21 protein-coding genes and 1 tRNA gene are annotated in these 22,167 nt (G+C 51.5%); 6 read left to right on the forward strand and 16 right to left on the reverse strand.

What is annotated here, in order from left to right:
- Together KOO62_01995 and KOO62_02000 are read right to left on the reverse strand one after the other, a co-directional pair.
- On the reverse strand, window positions 1-185 hold a 185-nt coding region (locus tag KOO62_01995; GenBank protein MBU8932755.1), incomplete at its 3' end, for a thiolase domain-containing protein.
- A gap of 12 nt (window positions 186-197) precedes the next feature.
- Window positions 198-1,247: a hydroxymethylglutaryl-CoA synthase gene (locus KOO62_02000; GenBank protein MBU8932756.1), complete on the reverse strand. Its 1,050-nt coding sequence runs from the start codon at window positions 1,245-1,247 to the stop codon at window positions 198-200.
- 191 nt (window positions 1,248-1,438) lie between these two features.
- Between KOO62_02000 and KOO62_02005 the strand changes: the two genes are divergently transcribed.
- The gene (locus KOO62_02005; protein ID MBU8932757.1) at window positions 1,439-2,020 is read left to right on the forward strand and encodes a hypothetical protein; all 582 of its coding nucleotides are present in this window, start codon (window positions 1,439-1,441) and stop codon (window positions 2,018-2,020) included.
- Between the two features lie 16 nt (window positions 2,021-2,036).
- On the opposite strand, the gene lpxA is transcribed toward KOO62_02005, so the two are convergent.
- From lpxA to KOO62_02035, 6 genes are all read right to left on the reverse strand, one after another.
- Window positions 2,037-2,810, reverse strand: coding sequence for an acyl-ACP--UDP-N-acetylglucosamine O-acyltransferase (gene lpxA / locus KOO62_02010; protein MBU8932758.1), 774 nt, complete (start codon window positions 2,808-2,810; stop codon window positions 2,037-2,039).
- The gene (locus tag KOO62_02015; GenBank protein ID MBU8932759.1) at window positions 2,807-4,198 is read right to left on the reverse strand and encodes a bifunctional UDP-3-O-[3-hydroxymyristoyl] N-acetylglucosamine deacetylase/3-hydroxyacyl-ACP dehydratase; all 1,392 of its coding nucleotides are present in this window, start codon (window positions 4,196-4,198) and stop codon (window positions 2,807-2,809) included. The genes lpxA and KOO62_02015 overlap by 4 nt, the downstream gene beginning before the upstream one ends.
- A 227-nt stretch (window positions 4,199-4,425) precedes the next feature.
- A complete protein-coding gene (locus tag KOO62_02020) occupies window positions 4,426-5,340 on the reverse strand; it encodes a hypothetical protein (protein MBU8932760.1) in 915 nt (304 codons plus the stop codon).
- Between the two features lie 105 nt (window positions 5,341-5,445).
- Window positions 5,446-5,589: a hypothetical protein gene (locus tag KOO62_02025; GenBank protein ID MBU8932761.1), complete on the reverse strand. Its 144-nt coding sequence runs from the start codon at window positions 5,587-5,589 to the stop codon at window positions 5,446-5,448.
- A 67-nt stretch (window positions 5,590-5,656) separates the two neighbouring features.
- Window positions 5,657-7,225 (reverse strand): transglutaminase-like domain-containing protein, encoded by a 1,569-nt coding sequence (locus KOO62_02030; protein MBU8932762.1) that lies wholly within the window; start codon window positions 7,223-7,225, stop codon window positions 5,657-5,659.
- 256 nt (window positions 7,226-7,481) lie between these two features.
- Window positions 7,482-7,946 carry a hypothetical protein gene (locus KOO62_02035; GenBank protein ID MBU8932763.1) on the reverse strand — a complete coding sequence of 155 codons (465 nt, stop codon included), beginning with the start codon at window positions 7,944-7,946 and terminating at the stop codon, window positions 7,482-7,484.
- 502 nt (window positions 7,947-8,448) lie between these two features.
- On the opposite strand from KOO62_02035, the gene KOO62_02040 reads away from it, so the two are divergent.
- On the forward strand, window positions 8,449-10,272 hold the full coding sequence (locus tag KOO62_02040) for an ABC transporter ATP-binding protein/permease (protein MBU8932764.1): 1,824 nt from the start codon (window positions 8,449-8,451) through the stop codon (window positions 10,270-10,272).
- Window positions 10,262-12,052 (forward strand): ABC transporter ATP-binding protein/permease, encoded by a 1,791-nt coding sequence (locus KOO62_02045; protein ID MBU8932765.1) that lies wholly within the window; start codon window positions 10,262-10,264, stop codon window positions 12,050-12,052. Before KOO62_02040 ends, KOO62_02045 begins: the two co-directional genes overlap by 11 nt.
- A gap of 24 nt (window positions 12,053-12,076) precedes the next feature.
- On the opposite strand, the gene trmB is transcribed toward KOO62_02045, so the two are convergent.
- Together trmB and KOO62_02055 are read right to left on the reverse strand one after the other, a co-directional pair.
- Window positions 12,077-12,709 carry a tRNA (guanosine(46)-N7)-methyltransferase TrmB gene (trmB, locus tag KOO62_02050; protein ID MBU8932766.1) on the reverse strand — a complete coding sequence of 211 codons (633 nt, stop codon included), beginning with the start codon at window positions 12,707-12,709 and terminating at the stop codon, window positions 12,077-12,079.
- Between the two features lie 260 nt (window positions 12,710-12,969).
- Entirely contained in the window at window positions 12,970-14,040 is a 1,071-nt protein-coding gene (locus tag KOO62_02055; protein MBU8932767.1) for a hypothetical protein, read from the reverse strand.
- A 279-nt stretch (window positions 14,041-14,319) separates the two neighbouring features.
- On the opposite strand from KOO62_02055, the gene KOO62_02060 reads away from it, so the two are divergent.
- From KOO62_02060 to KOO62_02070, 3 genes are read left to right on the forward strand one after another with little or no spacing between them, the layout of a single operon-like run.
- Window positions 14,320-15,579 carry a hypothetical protein gene (locus KOO62_02060; protein MBU8932768.1) on the forward strand — a complete coding sequence of 420 codons (1,260 nt, stop codon included), beginning with the start codon at window positions 14,320-14,322 and terminating at the stop codon, window positions 15,577-15,579.
- Entirely contained in the window at window positions 15,576-17,234 is a 1,659-nt protein-coding gene (locus tag KOO62_02065; protein ID MBU8932769.1) for a HAMP domain-containing protein, read from the forward strand. The genes KOO62_02060 and KOO62_02065 overlap by 4 nt, the downstream gene beginning before the upstream one ends.
- A complete protein-coding gene (locus KOO62_02070; protein ID MBU8932770.1) occupies window positions 17,209-18,525 on the forward strand; it encodes a sigma-54 dependent transcriptional regulator in 1,317 nt (438 codons plus the stop codon). The genes KOO62_02065 and KOO62_02070 overlap by 26 nt, the downstream gene beginning before the upstream one ends.
- A 71-nt stretch (window positions 18,526-18,596) precedes the next feature.
- Here KOO62_02070 and KOO62_02075 read toward each other — a convergent pair whose 3' ends face one another.
- The 6 genes from KOO62_02075 to KOO62_02100 form a co-directional block, all read right to left on the reverse strand.
- Complete coding sequence (locus tag KOO62_02075) at window positions 18,597-19,121, reverse strand: adenine phosphoribosyltransferase (GenBank protein ID MBU8932771.1); 525 nt, start codon at window positions 19,119-19,121, stop codon at window positions 18,597-18,599.
- A gap of 16 nt (window positions 19,122-19,137) precedes the next feature.
- Entirely contained in the window at window positions 19,138-19,416 is a 279-nt protein-coding gene (locus tag KOO62_02080) for an acylphosphatase (protein ID MBU8932772.1), read from the reverse strand.
- Complete coding sequence (locus KOO62_02085; protein ID MBU8932773.1) at window positions 19,413-19,886, reverse strand: TIGR00725 family protein; 474 nt, start codon at window positions 19,884-19,886, stop codon at window positions 19,413-19,415. Before KOO62_02085 ends, KOO62_02080 begins: the two co-directional genes overlap by 4 nt.
- Window positions 19,887-19,961: 75 nt before the next feature.
- A tRNA-Pro gene (locus tag KOO62_02090) sits at window positions 19,962-20,035 on the reverse strand.
- An 86-nt stretch (window positions 20,036-20,121) separates the two neighbouring features.
- Window positions 20,122-20,886, reverse strand: coding sequence for a 5'/3'-nucleotidase SurE (surE, locus tag KOO62_02095; GenBank protein ID MBU8932774.1), 765 nt, complete (start codon window positions 20,884-20,886; stop codon window positions 20,122-20,124).
- Between the two features lie 72 nt (window positions 20,887-20,958).
- Window positions 20,959-21,954, reverse strand: coding sequence for a 50S ribosome-binding GTPase (locus KOO62_02100; GenBank protein MBU8932775.1), 996 nt, complete (start codon window positions 21,952-21,954; stop codon window positions 20,959-20,961).
- Between the last annotated feature and the right edge of the window lie 213 nt (window positions 21,955-22,167).

Consider the following 22,167-nt stretch of genomic DNA (forward strand, 5'->3'; position numbering starts at 1 on the left):
CCGAGATGTTCCTGGTGGACAAATAGCCCACTGGACATACAGCCGATGTAAAGTGAATCGAGGTGGTCAACCCCGGATTTGTCTATTGCTTCAAGTGCGGCGTCGACAAAGAGCTGACGAAGAGACTTGCGCCATACTTCGCCCCAGGTGCTCATGCCAACCCCGACAACACAAACTGTTCTCATAGTTGTCACCTCCTAAGCATTCTTCCTGATTTTGCGGCGGAACTTGGCATAGGTCCCGTATTCAACATACATTTTATTTTCATCGAGCAGCTTGGCAGTCTTCACCGTCAAGTCCTGAACTTCCTTGATCCGGTCAGTCACTTTCCAGACAAACGAGTCCGAACCGGCTCCGGAACCGTAGGAACACATCAGGATCAGATCGCCCGGAGCTGCTACATCCAGGGTCGAGGTCAGACCAATCGGGGACGCCCCGGAATAAGTGTTGCCCAAGCGCGGTGCAAGCCAGCCTGGATCAATCTGTTCCTGGGTGAAACCCAGCTCAAAGGCGACCCGCTGAGGGAACTTGCCGTTGGGTTGGTGGAATATGGCATACTTGAAATCCTGAGGCTTCATACCGGATTTCTTTAGAATCGCGTTAGTGGCTCCTTTGGTGTGGGCAAAATAGGCTTCCTCACCCGTAAACCGACCGGCGTGTTGCGGGTAGAACTCGTGCTCGCGCCGCCAGAAATCGGGCATGTCAGTCGTGTATGAATGCGTATGAAGACAATCAGCCACCAGATTATCGTCACCCATAATAAACGCTGCGGCTCCAGCGGCCGCTGAAAACTCAAGAGCATCCGAGGGGGCGCCCTGAGATGTATCGCCACCGATAGCCAGGGCGTATTTCATCTGTCCGGCATCAATATGACTCATGGCCACATACATCGCCTCGGAGCCAGCCTTACAGGCGAACTCGAAATCGGCGCAGTGGATATCGGGACCCGCACCAAGCGCTTCGGCAACGGTAGTACCCGAAGGTTTAACTGCATAGGGATGTGATTCGGAGCCGATGTAAATCGCGCCTATATCCTTCGGATCAACATTCTGCGCTCGCACCAGAGCACGTCGCGAAGCCTCTACAGAAAGCGTGATCGTATCCAAATCGGGTGGTGGCACCGATTTCTCACGCAACATCAGACCTCTTTTGTAACTGGGCGCATCCGCTCCCCACACCTTGGCAATCTCTTCTACAGTGATGCGGTGTCGAGGAATGTGAGCGCCATATCCAACAATACCTGCCATAGCTAAACCTCACACAATAAGTGTCTTGTTACAGTATCTAAGTGTCTTTGCCTATTTCCACATAATGTCTGTGGAAAATACAATGTCCGGTGACCAAAGACAAGCGATTCAGCCCCCGAAGGGGGTTTTTTCCCTCCTCGCTCCAGCCGTGCAGCTTAAAGGGGACTAGCACCTTATCCGATAGTGGAGATATGGTAGTTTTCCTCTTGTTCCTGCTCGCCGGGCTTTCGGGCAACCTGACCGAACTGGTGCCTTCGGAGTCAACCTTGGACTCCAACACAGCCTTCTATGAGGGCAGGGATACGAACTATATTCTCTCTCCTCCACGAGGCTTCGGTATGGAGGTGGAGACTGCCCAAGCGGCTGGTTATTCGTTTGCTTTCGTGCCGGACAAACAGAGCTTCGATTCGGCCGACATATTGATCGGCGCAACCATCTACAATCTCGCTTCAACTGAGAACAGCGTTACATTCGAGACAGTAATGACTGAGGACACGGCTCGACTAAGAGCACATTATGGAGAGCATCTTCTGATCTGGCCGGTAGATTCGATGATGAACTTCAGAGGTGATATTGTCCCAACGTTCTACTTCAATGATCCTCAGCGGTTCATCCCGACAGTCCTGGTTTCATATTACGATGGTGGCACTGAGGCGATCATACTGGAACTAAACATTTCCGACCGGACAAATCGGGTGGGCGCCGAGCGAGTTTTCGAGACGTGCCTGAATTACTTCAAGGTGCTGAAGCGGAAAGAAGTTGCGGAGAAATAGACAAAACCCTCCTCCCCTACTTCACCAATCCGCGTTTGGAATCATTGATGAAATCAAGAATCACCTGGATTTCAGGGATGATCTCAAGTTCTTCCTTGATGCGATCCACTGCCTGAGTCGTATTCAGTTCACTGAAGAAAAGCAACTTGAAAACCTCACGAAGAGCCTTGACCGTGTCGAGTTTGAAACCACGACGCTTCAACCCAACAATGTTAAGCCCGGCAATTTTTAGCGGATATCCCGCCGCCATCGCATAAGGACAAACATCCTGTGGTACGCGAAAACCACCACCGATCATCGCGTGCGCCCCAATCTTGACGAACTGATGTACCGGCAACACCCCCGACAGAATTGCGTAATCGCCAATTTCAATGTGTCCCGCCAGCGTACAAGCATTGCCCATGATGACGTTATCGCCCAGTGTACAATCGTGGGCCACATGCGCGTAGGCCATAATAAGGCAGTTCTTGCCAATCTGAGAACGCCGTTTGTCCGTTGTGCCGCGATTGACAGTAGCATATTCGCGGATAGTAGTCCCGTCGCCAATGATTGCCGTTGTCTCCTCGCCGCCAAATTTCAAATCCTGAGGAACAGTAGAGACAACAGCACCGTGTGCAATCGTGACATTCTCACCAATCCGGGCACCGCTTGCGATCAAGGCTGAGGATGCAATCTTTGTCCCCTCCCCAATCTGAACGTTGTCTTCGACAATCGAGTACGGTCCCACTGTCACGGTCTCGGCCAGTTCAGCTTTCGCGGACACTATTGCTGTCGGATGTATATTGCTCATCGTTCAACCACCATTGCCATAAAGTCTGCCTCCGCCACTTTGTCGTCATCGACAAAAGCCTCGCCCGACATTTTGCAGATCTTGCGCCGGAACGAGTTCATGGTCAGCTCAAACCGCAACTGATCCCCCGGCCTGACCGGCTTGCGAAAACGAGCATTGTCGATTCCCATGAAGTAGACCACATGCTTCTCCGGTTCGGCAATAGCATTGAGCATAAGTACGCCTCCGGCCTGAGCCATCGCCTCGAGAACAAGTACGCCGGGCATAATCGGATGGCCTGGGAAATGCCCCTGGAAGAACGGTTCATTGATGGTCACGTTCTTTAACGCCGTTACTCTCTCGCCTGGAACCAGATCGAGGATTCGGTCGATCAACAGGAATGGGTAGCGGTGAGGCATGATTTTCTGAATGGCATCAATATCGAACAGAATGCCAGTGCCTGCCCGACTATATTTGCCTGCAATTTTCTTCTTCTTGTATAGCTCCTGCATCTTTCGAGCCAGCGCCACGTTGGCCTTGTGCCCTGAACGTGCCGCCAGCACATGCCCCTTAAATGGAACCCCGATCAGAAATAGATCTCCCAACAGGTCCAGTGCCTTATGACGGACCGGCTCATTGGGGAAACGAAGGGGAACATCGTTGATGATGCCTGTCTCACCAACAAAGGCTTCATCCTTTAAATCCAGTACCCGGCGAATTCGATCGACCTCGACCTGGCCAAGATCGGAGTCATAGATGACTACCGCGCTATCGAGTCCACCACCCTTGATCAACCCGGCGTCTTTCAGCGCCTCTACTTCGGAAAGGAAACAAAACGTTCTCGCCGGAGCGAAGTCATCAACGAACTCCTTCTCAAGATCAACGAGAGTTGTATATTGCGTCCCCAGGGCGGGATTCTTGTAATCGATCATAAAAGTGATACGCATGTCATCCGAGGGCGCCACGACCAGGTCCACACCGCGTTCCGGTTCGTGGTAGGCCATAGGGGTATCGATCTCAAGGTAGACTTTGTCAGCCTGTTGTCTTTCAATTCCTGCTTCGAGCAGCTTCTCCACATACGGCATGGCTGAACCATCGCAAATGGGTGGTTCGTTGTTGTCCAATTCGACTATCATGTTGTCGAGCTGGAGACCGGCAAACGCCGCCAGTACGTGCTCGACCGTATGAACCCTAGCTTTCCCGTCCTCAAGTGTCGTGCCACGGGAAATATCTACGACGTGATCGATATCGGCGATCACTGATGGTTGATCGGGAAGATCAACTCGTACAAAACGGATACCGGTGTCGGGCGCCGCCGGCTTGAAAGTCATCGTACAGGTGTTGCCGGTGTGCAGTCCCACTCCCGCCATTGAGATTTCAGTCTTGATAGTGCGTTGTTTTTGGTACATAGCCTCTACTGAGTTAAGCGACCCAACCGCATCAACAGCGTCGGCCGCACTGAATAATCAACTGGCAATCCTGATGCAACTATAGGGACAAGGGACAGTGCTTTCAAGTGGTTTTTTGCCCCGAGGGGGCTATTATGGATAGGCTCACATGCTGTAAAGAATAGAACGGTAATAACACCTGGTAAGAACCCCGCGACAAATGAAAATGCGTTGGTGTCCTACTTCCCCTACCTTTTCCCCACCGCCTCACGGAAACGCTTCACCTGCTTCTCGTAGAACTCACTGACCGGTTGTTCCAGTAAAGCAAGTTCAGCCTGAGCCAGAGCTTCTCCCGGACGGCCCAGAGTAAAAGCCAGCTCGGCCAACAGGTCATGGTGCTTGGCCCTGAAAAAACCCGGCTCAGTCAGAGCAAGCGCTCGACGCACAAAACTCTCCGCTTCGACCAGATTGATGCGTCGCTGGAAACACCACAGTCCAAATGAATAATACTTGCCCGGTTTGGTCGACCATCCTTCGCCCAGACTCAACTTGCCAAGTCGAATCGCCGATGTCGTATCAGCAGCCAGATACAGAGCGCTGTCAGCCAGAAAGCTACTGTGGGCATTAATCGTCTTGACCTCTTTTGAACCTGTGGTCACTTTGAGACCCGCTCGAATGTACTTCTCAATCCGGTCGGTCTTGTTGAGCTTGCGAGCTATGTTACCCATGAGCCGCGCAACTTTTTCGATATTCCGATTGTTTCTTACCTTAGCATTAAGGATGACATTAGCTCTTGATATTGCCGAGTCAAAAGGCAACAAATCACCCCAGACAGCGTTGGCGCTGCTCTCGAATATCTGCATAGAGTAGTCACGGCCGGACAGTTTTTCGATTTGTTGGTAGTATTGGATGGCGTTCAGAAATTCCCCGATACCCTTGGAATAACTGGCAAGAGAAAGACCATCCCGAGTATTAGGATTAGCGTGAAATCGATCTTTACGTTGCTTAACAGTTGTAAGATCGGTCAAGGCTTGATTGATCGAGGCAATGAATCGCTTGGCTCCGGTGTAGCCGGTCCAACGAAAAATCACATCTCCGTTGGCGTTGGTCAGGACGAACAACGGGTAGTAGCTGCCGACATTGTATGTCTTCGCCAGTTGCACTCCCTCGCCTTCACGCGCATTTAATGCCAGATGAACAACGCGCGCCAGAGCTGCTTTGACTGCTTCTTCCGATTCCGCTTCACGAGCGGCTAGTTCGCAGTATTCTCATTCGTCTCGGAAAAACTCAAGCAGGAGCGGCTTGTCTTGATTTAATGACTGTTGCTTCGCTTCGTCAAATGTAGCGGACTCCTGTGCCACAATGGGCACAGCCATAAACAGGATTCCTAACAGTAGACAAATCGATTTCATTCTCACGCGTCCTCAGTTTATATTGTTCGGTCAGTCTTGACAAGTGGTCGTCATAATACGGCACTGCCTACCACCATATCTGTTGCCCACCGTCCCATGTAAATATGCGCTCTTCGTCTCTCGAATCCGATGACACTAACCGATATAACACTCCGGCCGGAGCAGCGAATTCCAACGGACCTTCCCCGGCTATTCCTTCACCGACCGTTTGCCATCCGTCCTCCCAATAGAACAGCTCGTAGCTCTTGCCCGGTTCGAGCGCCGATATCACGACTCCGGTAGTTGATTTCTCAATTGTGCGACGAGTTTCCGACACTAGTGCCAACGCAACTTGCTCATCGGGATGGCCAATTAACATCCCCATCGACCCGTCATCTTCTAATACAAACGGCGACCCAGCTGGGACGAGTTCTTCATTGAGATAAAACATCGGCAAGTACGCCACGCCGGTGCCCATATCGGTAAACAACGCCATCTGATCTTCGACTTTGCCCCAATGAATCGCTCGCCAGTCGCCGGAATTGAAAACACACAAATAGGCAAACGGCACCGAGTCCGGCACTGGTTCAGAGAATTTGATAACGACATCAGAAACAGTGGTGTAAGAGCTAGTGACATCCTTATAGCTCTTCCCCCCTAGCCAACGAGGAACTTTCTGCGCACTGTCCTTAACAAACGCGAGATTGCCCGGTTGCTGTCCGAAAGCCTTACGGTACGCCTTGCCCACTTTGGCCGAAAGGCTGTACTCACCCGGATCGGCTTCAGCACCCATCAAAGGCAAAACCGAACCGTCCGGCATAATGAGAGCATTCCATGCATGGTTACCATCGGAGTTGGCCCAATGCGGCGTATAGTCCGAGGTAACTGCCAGACCGTTGGCTCGCATAGCGTAGATGGCCAGATTGGTCATATCCTCGCAACGCCCTAGTCCATTGGATAGCATCTCGCGCAGGCCCTGATCGGTCGGATGAAGATAAAACCGTTCGTCGAATCCAAACCAGGTTCTGATATCTTTGTTGATAATCGTCGCAGCTTTGGCGGCATCGGATGGATCGGTCATTTGATCGGCGATATTGGCATACTTGGTCATGAACTCTCGCCGCCATGATTCAAGCGGCTCGCTGGAACCCCTGTACGGCAAAACACCTTCACAGAAAGTTTCAAACGGCAATCCGGTTGCCCACGGCTTGGTGCGCCAGGCTTCGAAAGCCAGATCGATATTCTCAATCAGATAGTCGGCCGTGATCGCCTTCACGTCCTCAATCACCGTGTCCTTCTCGTAATCAATCTCCCCGCGCGTATCTTCTATCCGGTAAATATCAGCCATCAATGAATCGTAGTCCGGATAAGCCAGGGGGTCAATCTCCACCGTTTCACCGGCGGTATCGACAAACTTGAAGATCACATACTTATGCCCCTCCATGTTACCGATCAGAAAACAGGCCGCCTGATACTTGAGGGTGTCGCCGGACTTGGTATAATGATCCAACACCTTTTGCAATTCGGGTGCGTTGTCACCAGCGACCTCAAGCACAGCCGCAACATTTTTCGGGATGGTATTCTCAGCCGCCGCATCCATCGGTGACAGAGCGATTATGACAAGAGCGATCAAACAGACACAAAGAAAATGTCGCATACAGTTTCCTCCGGACGGTGTGTGTTCGTTTCTGAACATACAAACTGCGCGGGGAGTTGTACAGTTAGTTGTAGGTTGGGATTCCGGCGCGAAGGAAGGTGTGTAGGTCGATACTGTCTTCAGTTCCTCGCCGGGTGCCATGCTCAAACTTGTTTGGGCATGATTCCGTGGGTGGTAGTTGAGTAAGTCAAAATCTGTCTTCAGTTTCGACAAGGTCATCCCACCTGACGCCTCCGGCTTTATGAGGGGCACCGAGTCAATGTCCCGCATCTTCATCCAGCCTCTTTCTGCGGCGCTTGCTCAACCGTACCCATATTTCCCATGCTACACAGAGTACAGGAATTATCATACCAATTTTGATTCCGATCAACACTGAGAAACGGCCAGTCATGGCAACAGCAAAGATGAGGATCATTATCCAACTGCAAAGGATGAACCTCACGCCGGTCCACAATCCGGTATCCATCGCTGCCCTTCTCAGGAAACTCCTTCTGGCAAGGTGGTCACCTTTCGGTTCCAGATGTTTGCCATCCTCAGGATCAGCATTGAGGGCTTCGAGACGTTTGATCAGGGCAAAAAGGGTAGCACCCAGTGGTAACGCAACCAGTAATCCGAGGCGGTTCCCAACGGTGGCTAGTGAGTAGAATGCAGCAACAATCGTCAGAATAGAAACGACAGGAATTGCTATTTTCAATATCATCAACTTGCGTTTGGTTAACATTGACTCTACCTCACAATGTGTTACCCATATACATTCGATCCCCTTGTTGGTTTTTCCCAGATCATCGCATCCAGTATACAAGTTCACAAATCCCTTAGCAAGCTATGGGCCATCCAGCCACTTTCCACCATTTAATGGTGGGCCACCCTGCCTTGACATTACTTAAAACAATAATTCCCTAAAAAGTATTTGACACCTGCCGATGAAATTATATATTTGCTGAAACAATTAGGAAAAGAATTCGTCTGGATATTGATATGAGAAACTCGCGCTGCTAAGGAGATTGGTTTTAATGATTAGGTTCATGATCAATAGTTTCGGTGTGCTATTAAGCCATTATGCGGCGGGAGGAGTGCGTCCAATAAGGTAGACGTATTTCACAAGGTAAGTTTTCTACCCGCCGTGACTTAACAAGGTCTGGCGGGTTTTTTTGTGACTCGAAGGATGGGCCTTGTCACTTTGCGGCACAATGGTGTCGGACAAACACTGAGAGGCAAACAAGATGATTGCAGAGTTCTATGAAGATGAAAAAAATACGCGTGAAGAGCAGGAGATAACGCTCGGACGCGCTCTCGGGCGCCTGATGCCTTTCCTCCGCGAGCAACGGAAGCGACTGGCCTACTGTCTTGGGCTCCTCATTGTGGTGACTGTTATGTCTCTGGCGTGGCCGTGGCTACTCCAGGGAGCAATTGATGGACCCCTCAACGACCAGGTCACAGGATCCGACCTTGAGGCAGCCTTCATGACGCTACTCGGTATCGGTCTGATCGTCGTGCTGTTGCAGATCGCAACGATTGTGCTTCAGTATGTACAACGGGTAAAGCTGGAAGTGATTGGTCAGAACATCATGCTGCAACTGAAGCAGAAGTTGTTCGATCACATTCTTTCGCTGGACGTTCCGTTTTTCGATAAGCACCCGGTTGGCCGACTGATGGCGCGAGTGGAATCCGACACCGAATCGCTGCGAATGTTGTTCACCAACACCGTTGTGCTGATCGTGGGGGATGTAATTATGATGATTGGCATCTACTCCATCATGCTCTACGTCCACTGGAAACTGGCTCTCACCCTGATAGTATTCCTGCCGCTGCTGGCGGTGTTGACCTGGATATTCCACCGGCTGACCACCCATCGTTTCCTGGAGGTTCGCAAGCGGATGGCCGAAGTTACCGCCACCTTGACTGAGTATCTGCAAGGTATGTCTATTGTTCAGATATTCCATCGCGGCGACTGGGCAAGCGAGCGTGTCTTTCGGGTCAATGAACGCAAGTTCAGCGAAGACGCCTGGGTCAATATTGCGGTCTGTGTTTTCTTCAACCTGCTGTTCTATTTTGAGTGGGTGAAGATTGGAATAGTGCTTCTGATGGGAGCAGTGTGGGATGTTTCAGCCGGAACCATAGTGATGTTTATCATTCTCATCTGGAAAGAGTTTGATCCCATCGCACGGACTGCCGACCAGCTCGGAACTTTCCAGAAGGGTTTGGCCGGAGCGCGACGGATCTTTGCCATACTGGCGATTGAGCCCAAGGTCGTTGACCCGGTTCAGCCGGTCAGGTGGGAAAGCCTGAAAGAAGGCATCAGGTTTGAGAATGTCTGGTTTTCTTACAGTGATGATGACAACTGGGTTTTGCGTGACGTCAGCTTTGAGATTCCGGTCGGTCAGAGAATCGCTCTGGCCGGTGTCACCGGTGGAGGTAAGTCGACAGTCATATCGTTGCTACTGCGATTGTACGATCCCCAGAAGGGACGGATCACCGTAGACGGTATAGATATCCGCAACATCACGAAAGCTGATCTGCGGCGACGTTTCGGCCTGGTCTTGCAGGACATAATCCTGTTCCCGGGTAACGTGGCGTCCAATATCGGTCTCGAATCGGAAACGGTCAGTCATGAACAGATTGTGACCGCCTGTCTGACAGTCGCCGCCGATCCGGTCATCCGGAAACTGCCGGATGGCTACCAATCGACGGTTTCGGAGAAAGGCAGCAATTTCAGTCGTGGCGAGCGACAACTGCTCTCTTTCGCTCGTGCCCTGGCGGTCGATCCGGATTTGCTTATTCTGGATGAGGCTACAAGCTCAGTCGATCCCGAAACGGAACGAACGATTCAGGCCTCGCTCACCAAGCTCATGGCTAATCGTACGTCACTGATTATTGCTCATCGCCTGTCGACGATTCTCGATGTTGACCGGATTTTGGTTATCCGGTACGGGAAAATCATCGAACAGGGGACACATATAGAATTGTTGCTGCAGGACGGCTACTACTCGAAGCTGTTCCACCTGCAGTTCAAGAATAGAAATGGAGTCGCATCAGATGCTGGCTAAGATAAAATGGTTTTGGAAATACTATCGGGACTACCCTGGCGTGATTGCGATCCTGCTGCTACTGACTCCTATACAGGTGGCACTGCAGGTGACCATTCCACGCCTGATCGGGTTTACTGTTGATGTCCTGAAAACCGGTGAGTTACCCGAGCACTGGCTGGCGATCGGTCTGGCTGACTTAGGTTTAAAGTATGATCTGGGTCCGACCGAGTCGTTTGGCTGCGCTTTCATAATCCTCGGTCTGTTCTCCCACATAATGTATGCCTACTTCCAGTCATGGCGCGCGTGGATGAACCTGAAACTCGAGTGGTTGTTTCGTCAGGATGCTTTTAACCAGATTGTCACTAAAGGACCGGATTTTTTCAATCGCTTCCGGACCGGTGATCTTATCACCAGGATGACCGACGACGTGGCTGAGAAACTATCGTGGTTCGCATGTTCAGGGATATTCAGGCTGTATGAGGCCTGTCTGGCAGTGACGTTCATTATTGTTATGATGATTTCAATCGACCCGATCCTGACCCTGTGGACAACAGGTCCGTTGCCGTTGTTGATCGTGATTTTCTTTATCACTTCGTCGCTCCTGGACAAGCGCTACGATTGGTTGCAGAAGAAGATATCCAATTTCAACGACACGATGGAAGCCTGCTTCTCCGGTGTGCGAGTAGTCAAAGCTTATGTTCGCGAAACAGCCCAGATGAAGAAATTCAACGAGGCAGCCAGAGATAGACGGAAGGCCGAGATCGGCGCCGTCAAGGTTACTACCGTCGTTGATTCGCTGTATAACTACATCTGGCAGTTTGGCGTTGTGATTGTACTGGTAGCTGGTGGCTACAAGGTTTTGTATTCGGATTTGTCGATCGGCGATCTGGCTACATTTATCTACTATGTGACCTGGCTGGTCTTCCCCATGTTTGACATCGGGCAGTTCCTGGTCAAATCACGGCAATCGGCGGTGTCGATCAACCGTTTGTTGGAACTGGAGAATGTCCCGCCTATGGTAGCCGATAATGGCACGAGCAACGGGGATCGTCTGGCAGGAGGTCTCAACCTGCAAAACGTCTCGTTTGCATTTGAAGGATCTGAGCACCGAATACTCTCAGACGTTTCGATAGAGATTGAAGCCGGTCAGACGGTCGCCATCGTGGGAAAAATCGGCTCCGGCAAGAGCTGGCTGGTGAACATGATTCCGCGACTGGTCGATCCGACCGGGGGAATGATTGATCTGGATGGTCGTGACCTGCGCCAGTTCACCCTGGAGGACCTGCGCCGCAATGTCGGGTTTGTACCCCAGGAACCGGTGTTATTCAACGACACCATTCGGAACAATATCCTCATCGGTCGGGATGGAATATCTCCTGCCCTGATCGACTGGGCCATTGAGGTGTCGCAGTTAGGCCAGGACCTGAAGGACTTTACGGAAGGATTGGAGACACCTATCGGTACCCGCGGAGTGGCAATCTCCGGTGGTCAGAAACAACGGTTGGGACTGGCTCGGGCGCTGGTTGGCAAACCACAATTGCTGATTCTGGATGACTGCACATCGGCGCTCGACTCGGACACGGAGGCCGCATTGTGGGATCGTCTCAATGAGGTTATGCCGGAGATAACAGCCATCCTGATAACGCACCGACCAGATACGCTGGAGCGCGCGGACAAAATCTTCGTGCTTGATGAAGGACGGTTAGCGGAAGAAGGAACCCATGCGGCGTTGATCGCACGGGAAGGTCTCTATGCCCGTATTTACAAACGCTATCAATTGGCAGAGGAGGTTGGTTAGGGTTTGAAGGTGTGGAAAACGGAGTTAGCGCGGGTCCGTCGATGACGGACCTGCGTGCTCCAAACGTCGAAACCGCATATAGTAAATCGATCTTCCATCAGCCCGCCATTTCTGCTCAAAATAAGTAGGGGTGTAGCTGAACAACTCCGAAGCATCCACATACGGGTTCCCCATATTCTCCAGTTGTGGCAGACTCTCAGCATTGTTCGCCGCCCACTCGGCATACCAGTCGACATCGGTGGCCATAAACAGATCACCATCGACGGTGAGAAAACGGGTGAGCAATTCGATAAACTCAGTATTGAGAAGTCGTCTGTAAGCGTGACGTTTCTTGGGCCAGGGATCAGGGAAAAGAACATAAATTTTATCAAACGCCCCCTGGCTGAAATGGTTGGTTAGAACGATGCGGGCGTCACCACCAATTAATTGGATGTTACTCAGACCCCGTTTTTCGATCCGGGGAATCAGCCGATAATATCTTCTCTTTCCGATTTCGATGGCCACCAGCCGAGCGGCAGGCATCGCCTCGGCCAGGTCCAGCAGCAGATCACCGCGACCGGGTCCGATTTCAAGTACATCTCCCCCCTTCGTTTCTGATCCTTCAGGATAAATCAGGATCGGCTTGCCGGCCTCATATTGGAAGGGAAATGTTTTCATGGCTCACTCTCCGGCTGTCAAATTCCAATACTCCTGGCACAATCTCGCTTACCTAAATAGTTCAGTAGTTGTAGGGCAGGAGCCCTTTGTGCTCCTGCCGAATGCGGCGGAACCACCAAGGGGTTCCGCCCTACTGCGGACTAAATAGACGCCGACACTATAATAGGAACGAATCGCAGGCATTGGCAACAGAATAGAACAGGCGTTCCGAGTCTTTCTCGAAACGCCTGTTCAGGATAACACCGGAGGAGGTGTCTAAGTTATTGACCGATCAGAGCCAGAGGATCCAGCGGCTGATCCGACGATTTCCCCAGTAGTTCTGCTACTATCGGCCCAGTCTTGCACAGCAGACCGTCGCCTTCGGAACCGACCAGAATACTGCGGCCTTTGACCGCCAGACAAACTGGTGTAACCCGGTCCAGCTTCTTAACCGGCGTGAACTTGCCATTGAAATATGAAACGACTCCGTCGGCCGTACCGATGTATACTACCCATGCTGACGCATCTATCACTCGAACATCGTTGGACGGCAATCCATCATCAACCGTGAGGGTGCGCCACTTCCCCCCATCGTAGATGTACATACCGTCAGCGCTGCCTACATAGAGATGGTCGTGGTTGAAATCAAGCGTACTGACATAGTCGAAGATAGTAGTGTCGCGACGAAGAAACCTCCGTCGGAATTCTCTGCCATCCCATCGGTACAATCCCTGCCCATTCGTACCAACCCAGAGGTCGCTCATCTCCGACGCCAGCGCCGTGACTTCAATATCATCCATGAGCAGTTCATGACCAAAGATAGATCGCGCATACAGGGCGCATTCGGTACCGATTACCAACCTGTAACCGCTGGCACACAGTTCCGTAATGACACCCGTCAGTTCCATGTCAACCGGCTCAAGGGTGGAACCAATTATCTTGTAGAGACCATCCCCACCGGCGTAGACCTCACCGGCAAAACTGGCCAGAGCATTGATCGGTCCATCAGATGCAATCTTCTGATACTTCCGTGTTGACAGATTGTAAATCAGTACTCCATCCTTCAGGGCAGAATAAACAGTCGAGTCAACAACGATAACATCAGCAACAGCGTCAAACTCAGGACCGTCATCAACTCCATCCAAAGTCGATGGAACCAGTGGCTCCGCCTCTTCGGCTGCTGCTAACGGAGGGCCAACTTCAGCGAGATTTTCAGCCAGAGCAGAAGCAAGACTGTCGATGACCTGGTCCATAACCGAGGCTTCCGGTTCAGCCACTGAATCTCCGGAACAGCCAACTCCAAAAGTAAGCAGCAATGCTGCCAATCCAATAATCAGATTCCTGTACCACATGTTGTTCTCCTTTCAAGAGAGGTTAGTGTCTTCCCTTGAGATTATATCAAGTCGTGTGCCAACACGGCTAAGGCATTGTATTGCATTGATATATAAGTTTGCATGACATGACTATACGTGCCTTAGTGTGGCTATTTTGACACAATGCTTGCCCCGATTGAAATCATCCTTTATCTTACAATAGGTTAGCTGTGTCAAGAATGACACAATAGCGGTCGAAAGAAAGAGCAGGATCAGCCCTGAATGGAGTCACGGTGTATACAGGGTGAGGGAACGCCTATGCGAAAGAGAATCGCGACAATAATCATTCTTGCGACGGTTGGCCTGGTAATAGGTTTGCCGGGAGCAACAGCCAGCGAGGAACTTAGGGCGCACGCAATCCAGTGTCGCCATGACCGACTCTATTTCGACCGGGGAGTAGAGGATCGCGTTCTACGCCATTGCCGATTTGTGATCATGCGAGAGAGTGAACCGGTCTATGAGGGATGCATCGAGACCTCAGCGTTAGGAATATCCTACAGCTATCCGACCTCTGGCTACACCGATTCGCTTGACCTGGATTCCATCACAATCATTCTCAATCCGGCCCCGATCGACAGTCTTTCTGCCATAGTGGTTGGCTACTGCGGTCCCATTGACATCTTGACTGGTGGTTTCAATCCGACGCGAGCAATTTATAACGAGCTGTCTTTTCGGGAATATGATTCTGAGTTTGAAATGTTACTCGATTTCGAGGCCGGTCGTTTGGATGTTATTATCGGCTTTCGAGAGATGCGTCCCGCCATCGCCTGCCGGACAATAGCCGGGACAATGGCACCATTCTACGTGGCTCTGGTTCCAAACCTGTCCCGGTTGCAGAAAGACCGGGCGCTGATCACTACCTCATTGTATTACCGGTTTGACCCGACCCGGATGTCACTCATCTTTGAGGGACAGGCACCTCTACCATATAATTGTTTGACGTGGTACGGGCGAACCCGGCTTGAGCAGGCTTGCCTGCGTCCGTATCCGTACGATCCCGAACTGGGACGTTTGTTATTGAGGCAACTCCGCCCCAAGCCGAGAACTCTCAGTTTGGGGGCAACTCATCCGGTTTTCGACGCTGCTCTTCACTACTATGCCGACATACTTTCGCGAGAGAGAATCCGGATCACGGTAGAGTCCGACTTAACTGAAGCCGACATCCGACTGATCCCGGTGCCGCTTATGGAGGGTAATGCTACAGCCAGCCTTGAGTACTTGCAATGCCTGCTCTCTAAAGAGACTCCGCCCGAAAACGACGTCTCGGAGACTCTTCAGATAATCGGAGACTACTTAAGGAGCGCTCGGCGCACCAGCGACAGCACTGTTGCCGACTACTACTGCAATCTAGCAGAGCTTAGTCTTCGCGACGACATTGGTATTCTGCCCCTCTATCGACCAACCGTGTATGCCGCCACGACGGAGAGTATCACCGGCTGGCGATCTGACAACAGTGGGGTCATCTGCATTGAAGATTTGATAAAGATCATCCTTCCGCGTGAAAGTTGCGCGCCATGACATTCACCAGCCGCATCCGCGTTTATCTGCTGTTGGTGGCGGTATTGCCGTCGCTGGCAATTCTGGCTGCCATCTATTTCCAGACCTCCAAACAAATAGAGCAGGCCGATCATCGACGGATCCAGGAAAACCTGTTACAGTTCGAACGCATTCAAGTCATCCTCCAGTCCAACTTAGTGCAAAGAGTTCTCTCCCTAAGGGACGCGCCATTTCTCATGCGGACCAAAGCGCTAGTGAGATCCGGCCGAGCCGATCAGATCGATCTGGGACACAAACCTGCCGGGCTGGATTTCATGGAAGTGTTGGACATAAACTACCGGGTGCTGGCCAGTCATCACCGACCCGGACTGATTGGCAATCTCATCAAAGAGGATATCCATCCGCTGCAAAGATCGATGTTCCTTCCGGTGATCGCGACCGTTGAATACGATGCCGAAGGTGTCCATGCTGCCTGGACTTTGGTGGACCACCTTGGAGATGGCCTACTACTATATACGGGCCAATACGTGGATGAACAATACACGAGCCTGATGTCCGAGATACTTGAGGCTGATATCCGCTGCGTCTTCAACGACTCCGCCCGGGAGTTGCGGAACAGAATGGAGTCTGGACAACTCTACGCCCTTAATGGCCAATTCCGGGCTCGATTGAGTGGCCCACTCGACGACGAATTCGAGGTAGTGGCCGACTTCCAATCGCAAGATCCTCCACCTATCTTCGGTACGCTCTTGTTGCTGGTGGGTCTGGTGGCGCTATTGTCCGTCGGTGTGGCTCTGGTCCTGGGGTGGTACATCACCGGTCGCGCCCGGCGAGAAATAACCAACCTGACCAATGCTACCGCCCGCATCGCTGACGGCGATTTTGATACGGCTGTCATGGCCTACGAGGAGGGCGAATTTTCCCAACTGGCTGATGCCTTCACCGATATGACAATCAGGCTCCGTAATATCCGCAGAGAATTATCCACGGCCGAGAAGATTGCCGCCTGGCAAATCATGGGACGCAAGATCGCCCACGAAATCAAGAATCCGCTCACCCCAATCGCGATCAGTACGGATGACCTGCGACGATCGTACAATGAAAACCTTGAGGACTTCCCCCGGATTCTGGATGAAACCACTGGCACAATAAAAACCGAAGTCGCCCGCCTGACCACGCTACTGGACCAGTTTGTTTCTTTTGCTCGCATGAAACCGGCCACACCCATAGACACATCGCTCAAACGACTTATTGCCGACCTCACCTCATTGTATCGAGCTGAAACGGCCGATGGCCGACTGCGGATTGCCTGTGACGTTACTGGTGATGTTGTACATCTAGACCCGGAAGCTATCGGGCAGGTATTGATAAACCTCGTCAAGAACGGTTTGGAAGCAGGATCCCAATCTGGGGTGGTTGTAACCATTGTAGATAGCGGCGAGACCCTCAAAGTAATTATCACCGACACAGGACCCGGCTTTGCGAATGAGATCATCCAGGCCGGCATTCAGCCCTATCTGTCCACCAAGAAAGACGGCAGCGGCCTGGGGTTGGTTATCTGCGAGCGTATAGTTCACGACCACGGCGGCACGTTGGAAATTGGTAACCTTAAAAAAGAAGGAGCGGAAGTAACAATCTTACTTCCGCAAGATGATGGCAAAGATACTGATCATTGATGACGAAAAGAATATTCGCAATTCTTTGAAATCAGCCCTTCAACGCCGCGGTCATGAAATAACGACCGCCTGCTCATTCGCTGAGGGAAGCAAGCACCTGGACACCGACTATGATTTGATCCTGCTGGACATCATGCTTGGTGACGGCAACGGATTGGAGTTGCTGAAACAATTTCTCAAGAAGAATCGTCGTCACATGGTCGTAATGATCTCAGGTCACGCCGATGTTGATATGGCAGTGGGGGCGATTCGAGCAGGAGCGTATGATTTCATTGAAAAACCGATTTCGCTCGACCGCGTCCTGGTAACAATTGACAACGCTACCCGAACCAGTCGTCTCAGGGCCGAGACCGGACGGCTAGCCTCTCTGGTTTACGGTGAGTTCATTGGTCAATCGCCGCCTGTAGTTCAGATGAAGAAGGACATCACTCGCGCCGCAGGCAAAACAAGTCGGTTTCTGATTCTGGGCGAAAACGGTACCGGCAAGGAATTGGTGGCCCACATGATCCACCGCGCCGGCAACCGGGCCGATGGTCCCTTTGTGGAGGTAAACTGTGCCGCACTGCCATCCGAATTGGTTGAGTCGGAACTGTTCGGTCATGTCAAAGGGGCTTTTACCGGGGCAAGTACAGCCCGAAAGGGGCGTTTTGTCGAGGCCTCAGGCGGATCAATCTTCCTCGATGAAATCAGTGAGATGTCCCTTGATGCTCAAGCCAAAATACTTCGCGCCATCGAATCAAGTCAGATCACACCCGTTGGTAGCGACAAGAGCGTCACCGTCGACGCCAACATCATTGCCGCCTCCAATCGCAATCTGGAAGATATGGTCACCGATCAGACTTTCCGGCAAGACCTTCTATATCGTCTCAACGTAGTTCAGTTTCAGCTCCCTCCCCTGCGGGAACGCAGAGATGATATTCCTCTGTTGGCCTCTCATTTTCTCAAGCGCTTCGCCCATGAAACCGGCTCAATTACCAGAACTCTTTCGACGGCGGCAATCAATACCCTGACCGCTTATGACTACCCCGGTAATGTTCGTGAACTGAAGAACCTGATGGAGCGGGTCAATATATACTGCGACTGCCAAAAGATCGGACCATCCGACCTAAAGCCTCTCATGCCTCCTGTGCAGGAAAATACTGTGAGACCGCTCAAAGAAGCCGTTACTGAATTTGAACAGAGCTACATCGAGAACATTCTGCAACGCAACAATGGCAACATGACTGAATCCGCCCGCCAACTCGGCTTGGAACGCTCGCACCTGTATAAGAAGATCAAGAAATACAAATAGAAGTTATAAGTTATCAGGTTGCAGGCAACAATTACGTGCAAGCCTTCATGGGAGAGGCTATGCCACAGCTATTATTCGGAATCGAAGGAGATCAGACAGTTGACATCATAGGCGGACATTTTCTCCCGCCAGGGCAAGAAACTGAGATCAATGACGGCCGAGACACCAACAACTTCGCCGCCCAATTTCTCGACCAGTGAGCAAGCCGCCTGTAATGTTCCGCCAGTAGCAATCAGGTCATCAACCACCACTACCCGCTCCCCTTTTTGAAGGGCATCGGCGTGGAGTTCGAGGCTGTCGGTACCATATTCGAGGGCATACTCAGCACTGACTGTCTTAGAGGGCAGTTTCCCTGGTTTGCGTGCGGTAACAACGCCAAAATTCATCCTATCAGCAAGCGCCGCACCGAAAATGAACCCTCGAGATTCTATGGCTACCAATGAATCGGGTTTGCACGACCTCACGTACTTTTCCATCTCATCAAGCGCGAGTTTGAAACCCTCGGCATTCTGAAGCAGAGTAGTGATGTCATAGAAACATATTCCCGGCTTGGGGAAATCAGGGATGGATCGAATGTATTTCTTGATTTGAGACATGGCTTGCCTATCAGTATCAGGATTTAACTTTGAAATCGGAGTACTGGCCCGTAAGATCGAGCCACTTGATTGAGATATCTTTTACCACTGCACTACTCGGGCCAATTTTCAATTCAACAATAAGCGACTCAACCCTACTGCGGTCTCCTTCAACCAACGCCAACACCGACCCGTCGGGGTTATTTTTCACCCAGCCGGTAAGATCAAGATTACGAGCATGAACGAGGCAAAAATACCGATAGCCAACGCCCTGTACGAATCCCTCGATCCGCAACTCAGCCCCGACCGAACTCATTGGGCTTCCTCGATCAACTCCATGACCAATTTGGCGGCTTCCTCCGGAGTCTCGACATGGCGGATTTCATCACCGAGTTTCCAGGCAGATACCGACACCAGAGGTTTTTTCATCTGAAGAGCGAAGGCCATCTCCGAGAGAGTGCCATACTTGCCGGGCAACGCCACGACGCCATCGGCACTCCGGATAACCATGATATTACGAGCCTCACCAAAACCAGTGGGGATAACATAGTCGATGAACTCGTTGGCGTCATTCTTATCCTGAGTGGGGAGTATCCCGATAGTCACACCCCCGGCCTCTTTGGCACCGCGGGCAGCTCCTTCCATAACGCCACCCATACCTCCACAGACAATAACACCGCCCTGTTCAGCGACATACTTGCCAATAACAGCGGCAATATCTCTGAGTTTCTTGGAACATTTTCCTGCGCCAACTACGGCGACAACTGGTTTCCTGTTTACATCCACAGGGATTACCTCTCAAAGACAAAGTGGTTCGAGAATTCAATTGCTGACTACCCCACCCCTGAGTGTCAAAGAAAATCGGGGCGACTGGATTTGAACCAGCGACTCCTTAGTCCCGAACCAAGTGCGCTACCATACTGCGCCACGCCCCGATAAATCTCGACGGCCCAAGAAACTGCTAATAGTCGCAGAAGTCAACTGTATTTTGGGATTGCTTCTCAGGTTCCGAGAGCTACTCTCACATACGCAATCTGGCCTGGCGCAGACACTCCAGCGATTCACTGTCAGTGAAGTTGAGTCGCAGAGGAGTAATAGAGACCACCCCTCGTTTGACCGCCTCATAGTCCGATCCACGCGTGTTTTCCCACTTGGGATGCCCACCTATCCAATAATACGGTTTGCCACGTGGATCGGTCTTCTTGATAATGACATCTTTGTAGTGTCGTATTCCCTGGCGCGTAAACTCGAATTTACGATATGGCCGTCCGTTGTCACCGGGCAGATTAACATTAAGAAACACTGCCGGGTCCAATTCCATGCGATCATGTAAATCGATCAATTTCACAACGAACGCGGCCGCTCGGTTCATCGGTAATCCGGGTTCCCAGCCAACTACCGACACTGCGATCGACGGCACACCAATAATGGAACCCTCGATAGCAGCCGCCACTGTCCCGGAATAGGTGACATCATCCCCCATGTTGGCACCGTGATTGATCCCGGAGATAATCATATCGGGTTGCTTTTTCTTGAAGAGCAAATGAAGCGCAAGCATAACACAATCAGTCGGAGTTCCATCAGTCGTGTAGCGCTGCCGGTCGAGTCGATGAACGCGCAGGGGGCGGTTCAGGGTGAGAGAGTGCGAACTAGCCGACTGCTCCCGGTCGGGGGCCACCATAAAAACATCAGCCACCTTGTCAAGCGCCTTAAATAGCGCTGTGATACCGTCACTATAATATCCGTCATCATTGGTAATGAGAATACGACGGCGCCGCTTAGCCATTGGTTTCCTTCTTCATGGTGCGTATGGTACAGCCTGGGCATCAGGTTGGCAAGCTCTGCATGTCGGCCAGGCTCAAATATGAAACTCCACAATGTCAGTATCAGCTAACTGAAAGTCCGACTGGACCTTTTGGCCATCAAACTTCCCCTCACCCCAGACTTTGGCAAACTTGAGTTTTGCGGCAAAGTCTTTGTGAAGCCCTCTGGCGGCATCTTCAACCGTTCCACCTTCGGGGAGAATCACCGGATCCTTGAAATCAGCATCCTTGCCAACCGGCTTGGTGTAGATTCTCATGATATTGAAAGCTTTAAAAATCGTCCTGCGGAAGGTATCGAGACTGTCGTCATCAATTATCGACGTGGAAACCATCGGGAGTCCGGGGAACTGGCAAGCCAGTCTTTCTCGTTTCGCACCGCTTTCATCCTCATAACTCTTGTGGGCACATAGGATCGTCTTCTTGCAACACAAACGCGCATCATCAGATTCTTCTGGAATCTCGGGACAGAAAACAATGCGCTTTTCTTTGAGCAGGGAAACGATAAACTTCAGGTCATCAAGCATGGTGTTCGCTTCGAGATCACACACGAGCACAACCAAGTCGGCATTGCGTATCAATCCCGCCAGATAGTTCTCGAACGTCTCAGGTGAGATCGGCGGCGTGTCGATCAACTGGAACTGGACTGTCTCAAAGGTCATCATGCCAGGCAACGGTTCGCGAGTGGAGTAGGGGTAGTCGGCCACCAGCGGCTTGGCTCCGGTCAATGAATCGACCAGCGAAGATTTGCCACTGTTGGGCGGTCCGATCAGGATAGCCTGACCCGCTCCTTCTTTTTCGATATAGTCACGGGCAACTGTCTGCCGCGCACCGTGACTACTCCCACCACTTTCAATATCGCGCTTTAGGTTGGCGATCTTGGTCTTCATGTCGGCCTGAAGATGGGTGGTCCCTTTGTGCTTGGGCATGGTACGCAGGAGTTCCTGAGCGAGGCGCAGCTTTTCGCGGGAGTCGGTCTCGGCTCGGAACTCGCGTTCGAGCTCGTAGTACTGAGGAGGCAGATTCGCCGGCATGGAGACAACTTAAGAAATATCCGTCGCATTGACAAGTCTCGTCAGTCACCAATTCGGTTTTGACAAGATGGGTTTTCAACTATATATTAGATATTAGGACAAATTTTCAAGTGCTGGGAAATCTATCCTGACTGTTACACCGGTTACCTCAGCGATCACGACCTACTTTCAGCACAGACAGAATGGCTAATGTTCAGTTAGCACCAGATTATG

It is taken from the genome of Candidatus Zixiibacteriota bacterium, from assembly GCA_019038695.1.
GTDB lineage: Bacteria > Zixibacteria > MSB-5A5 > GN15 > FEB-12 > B120-G9.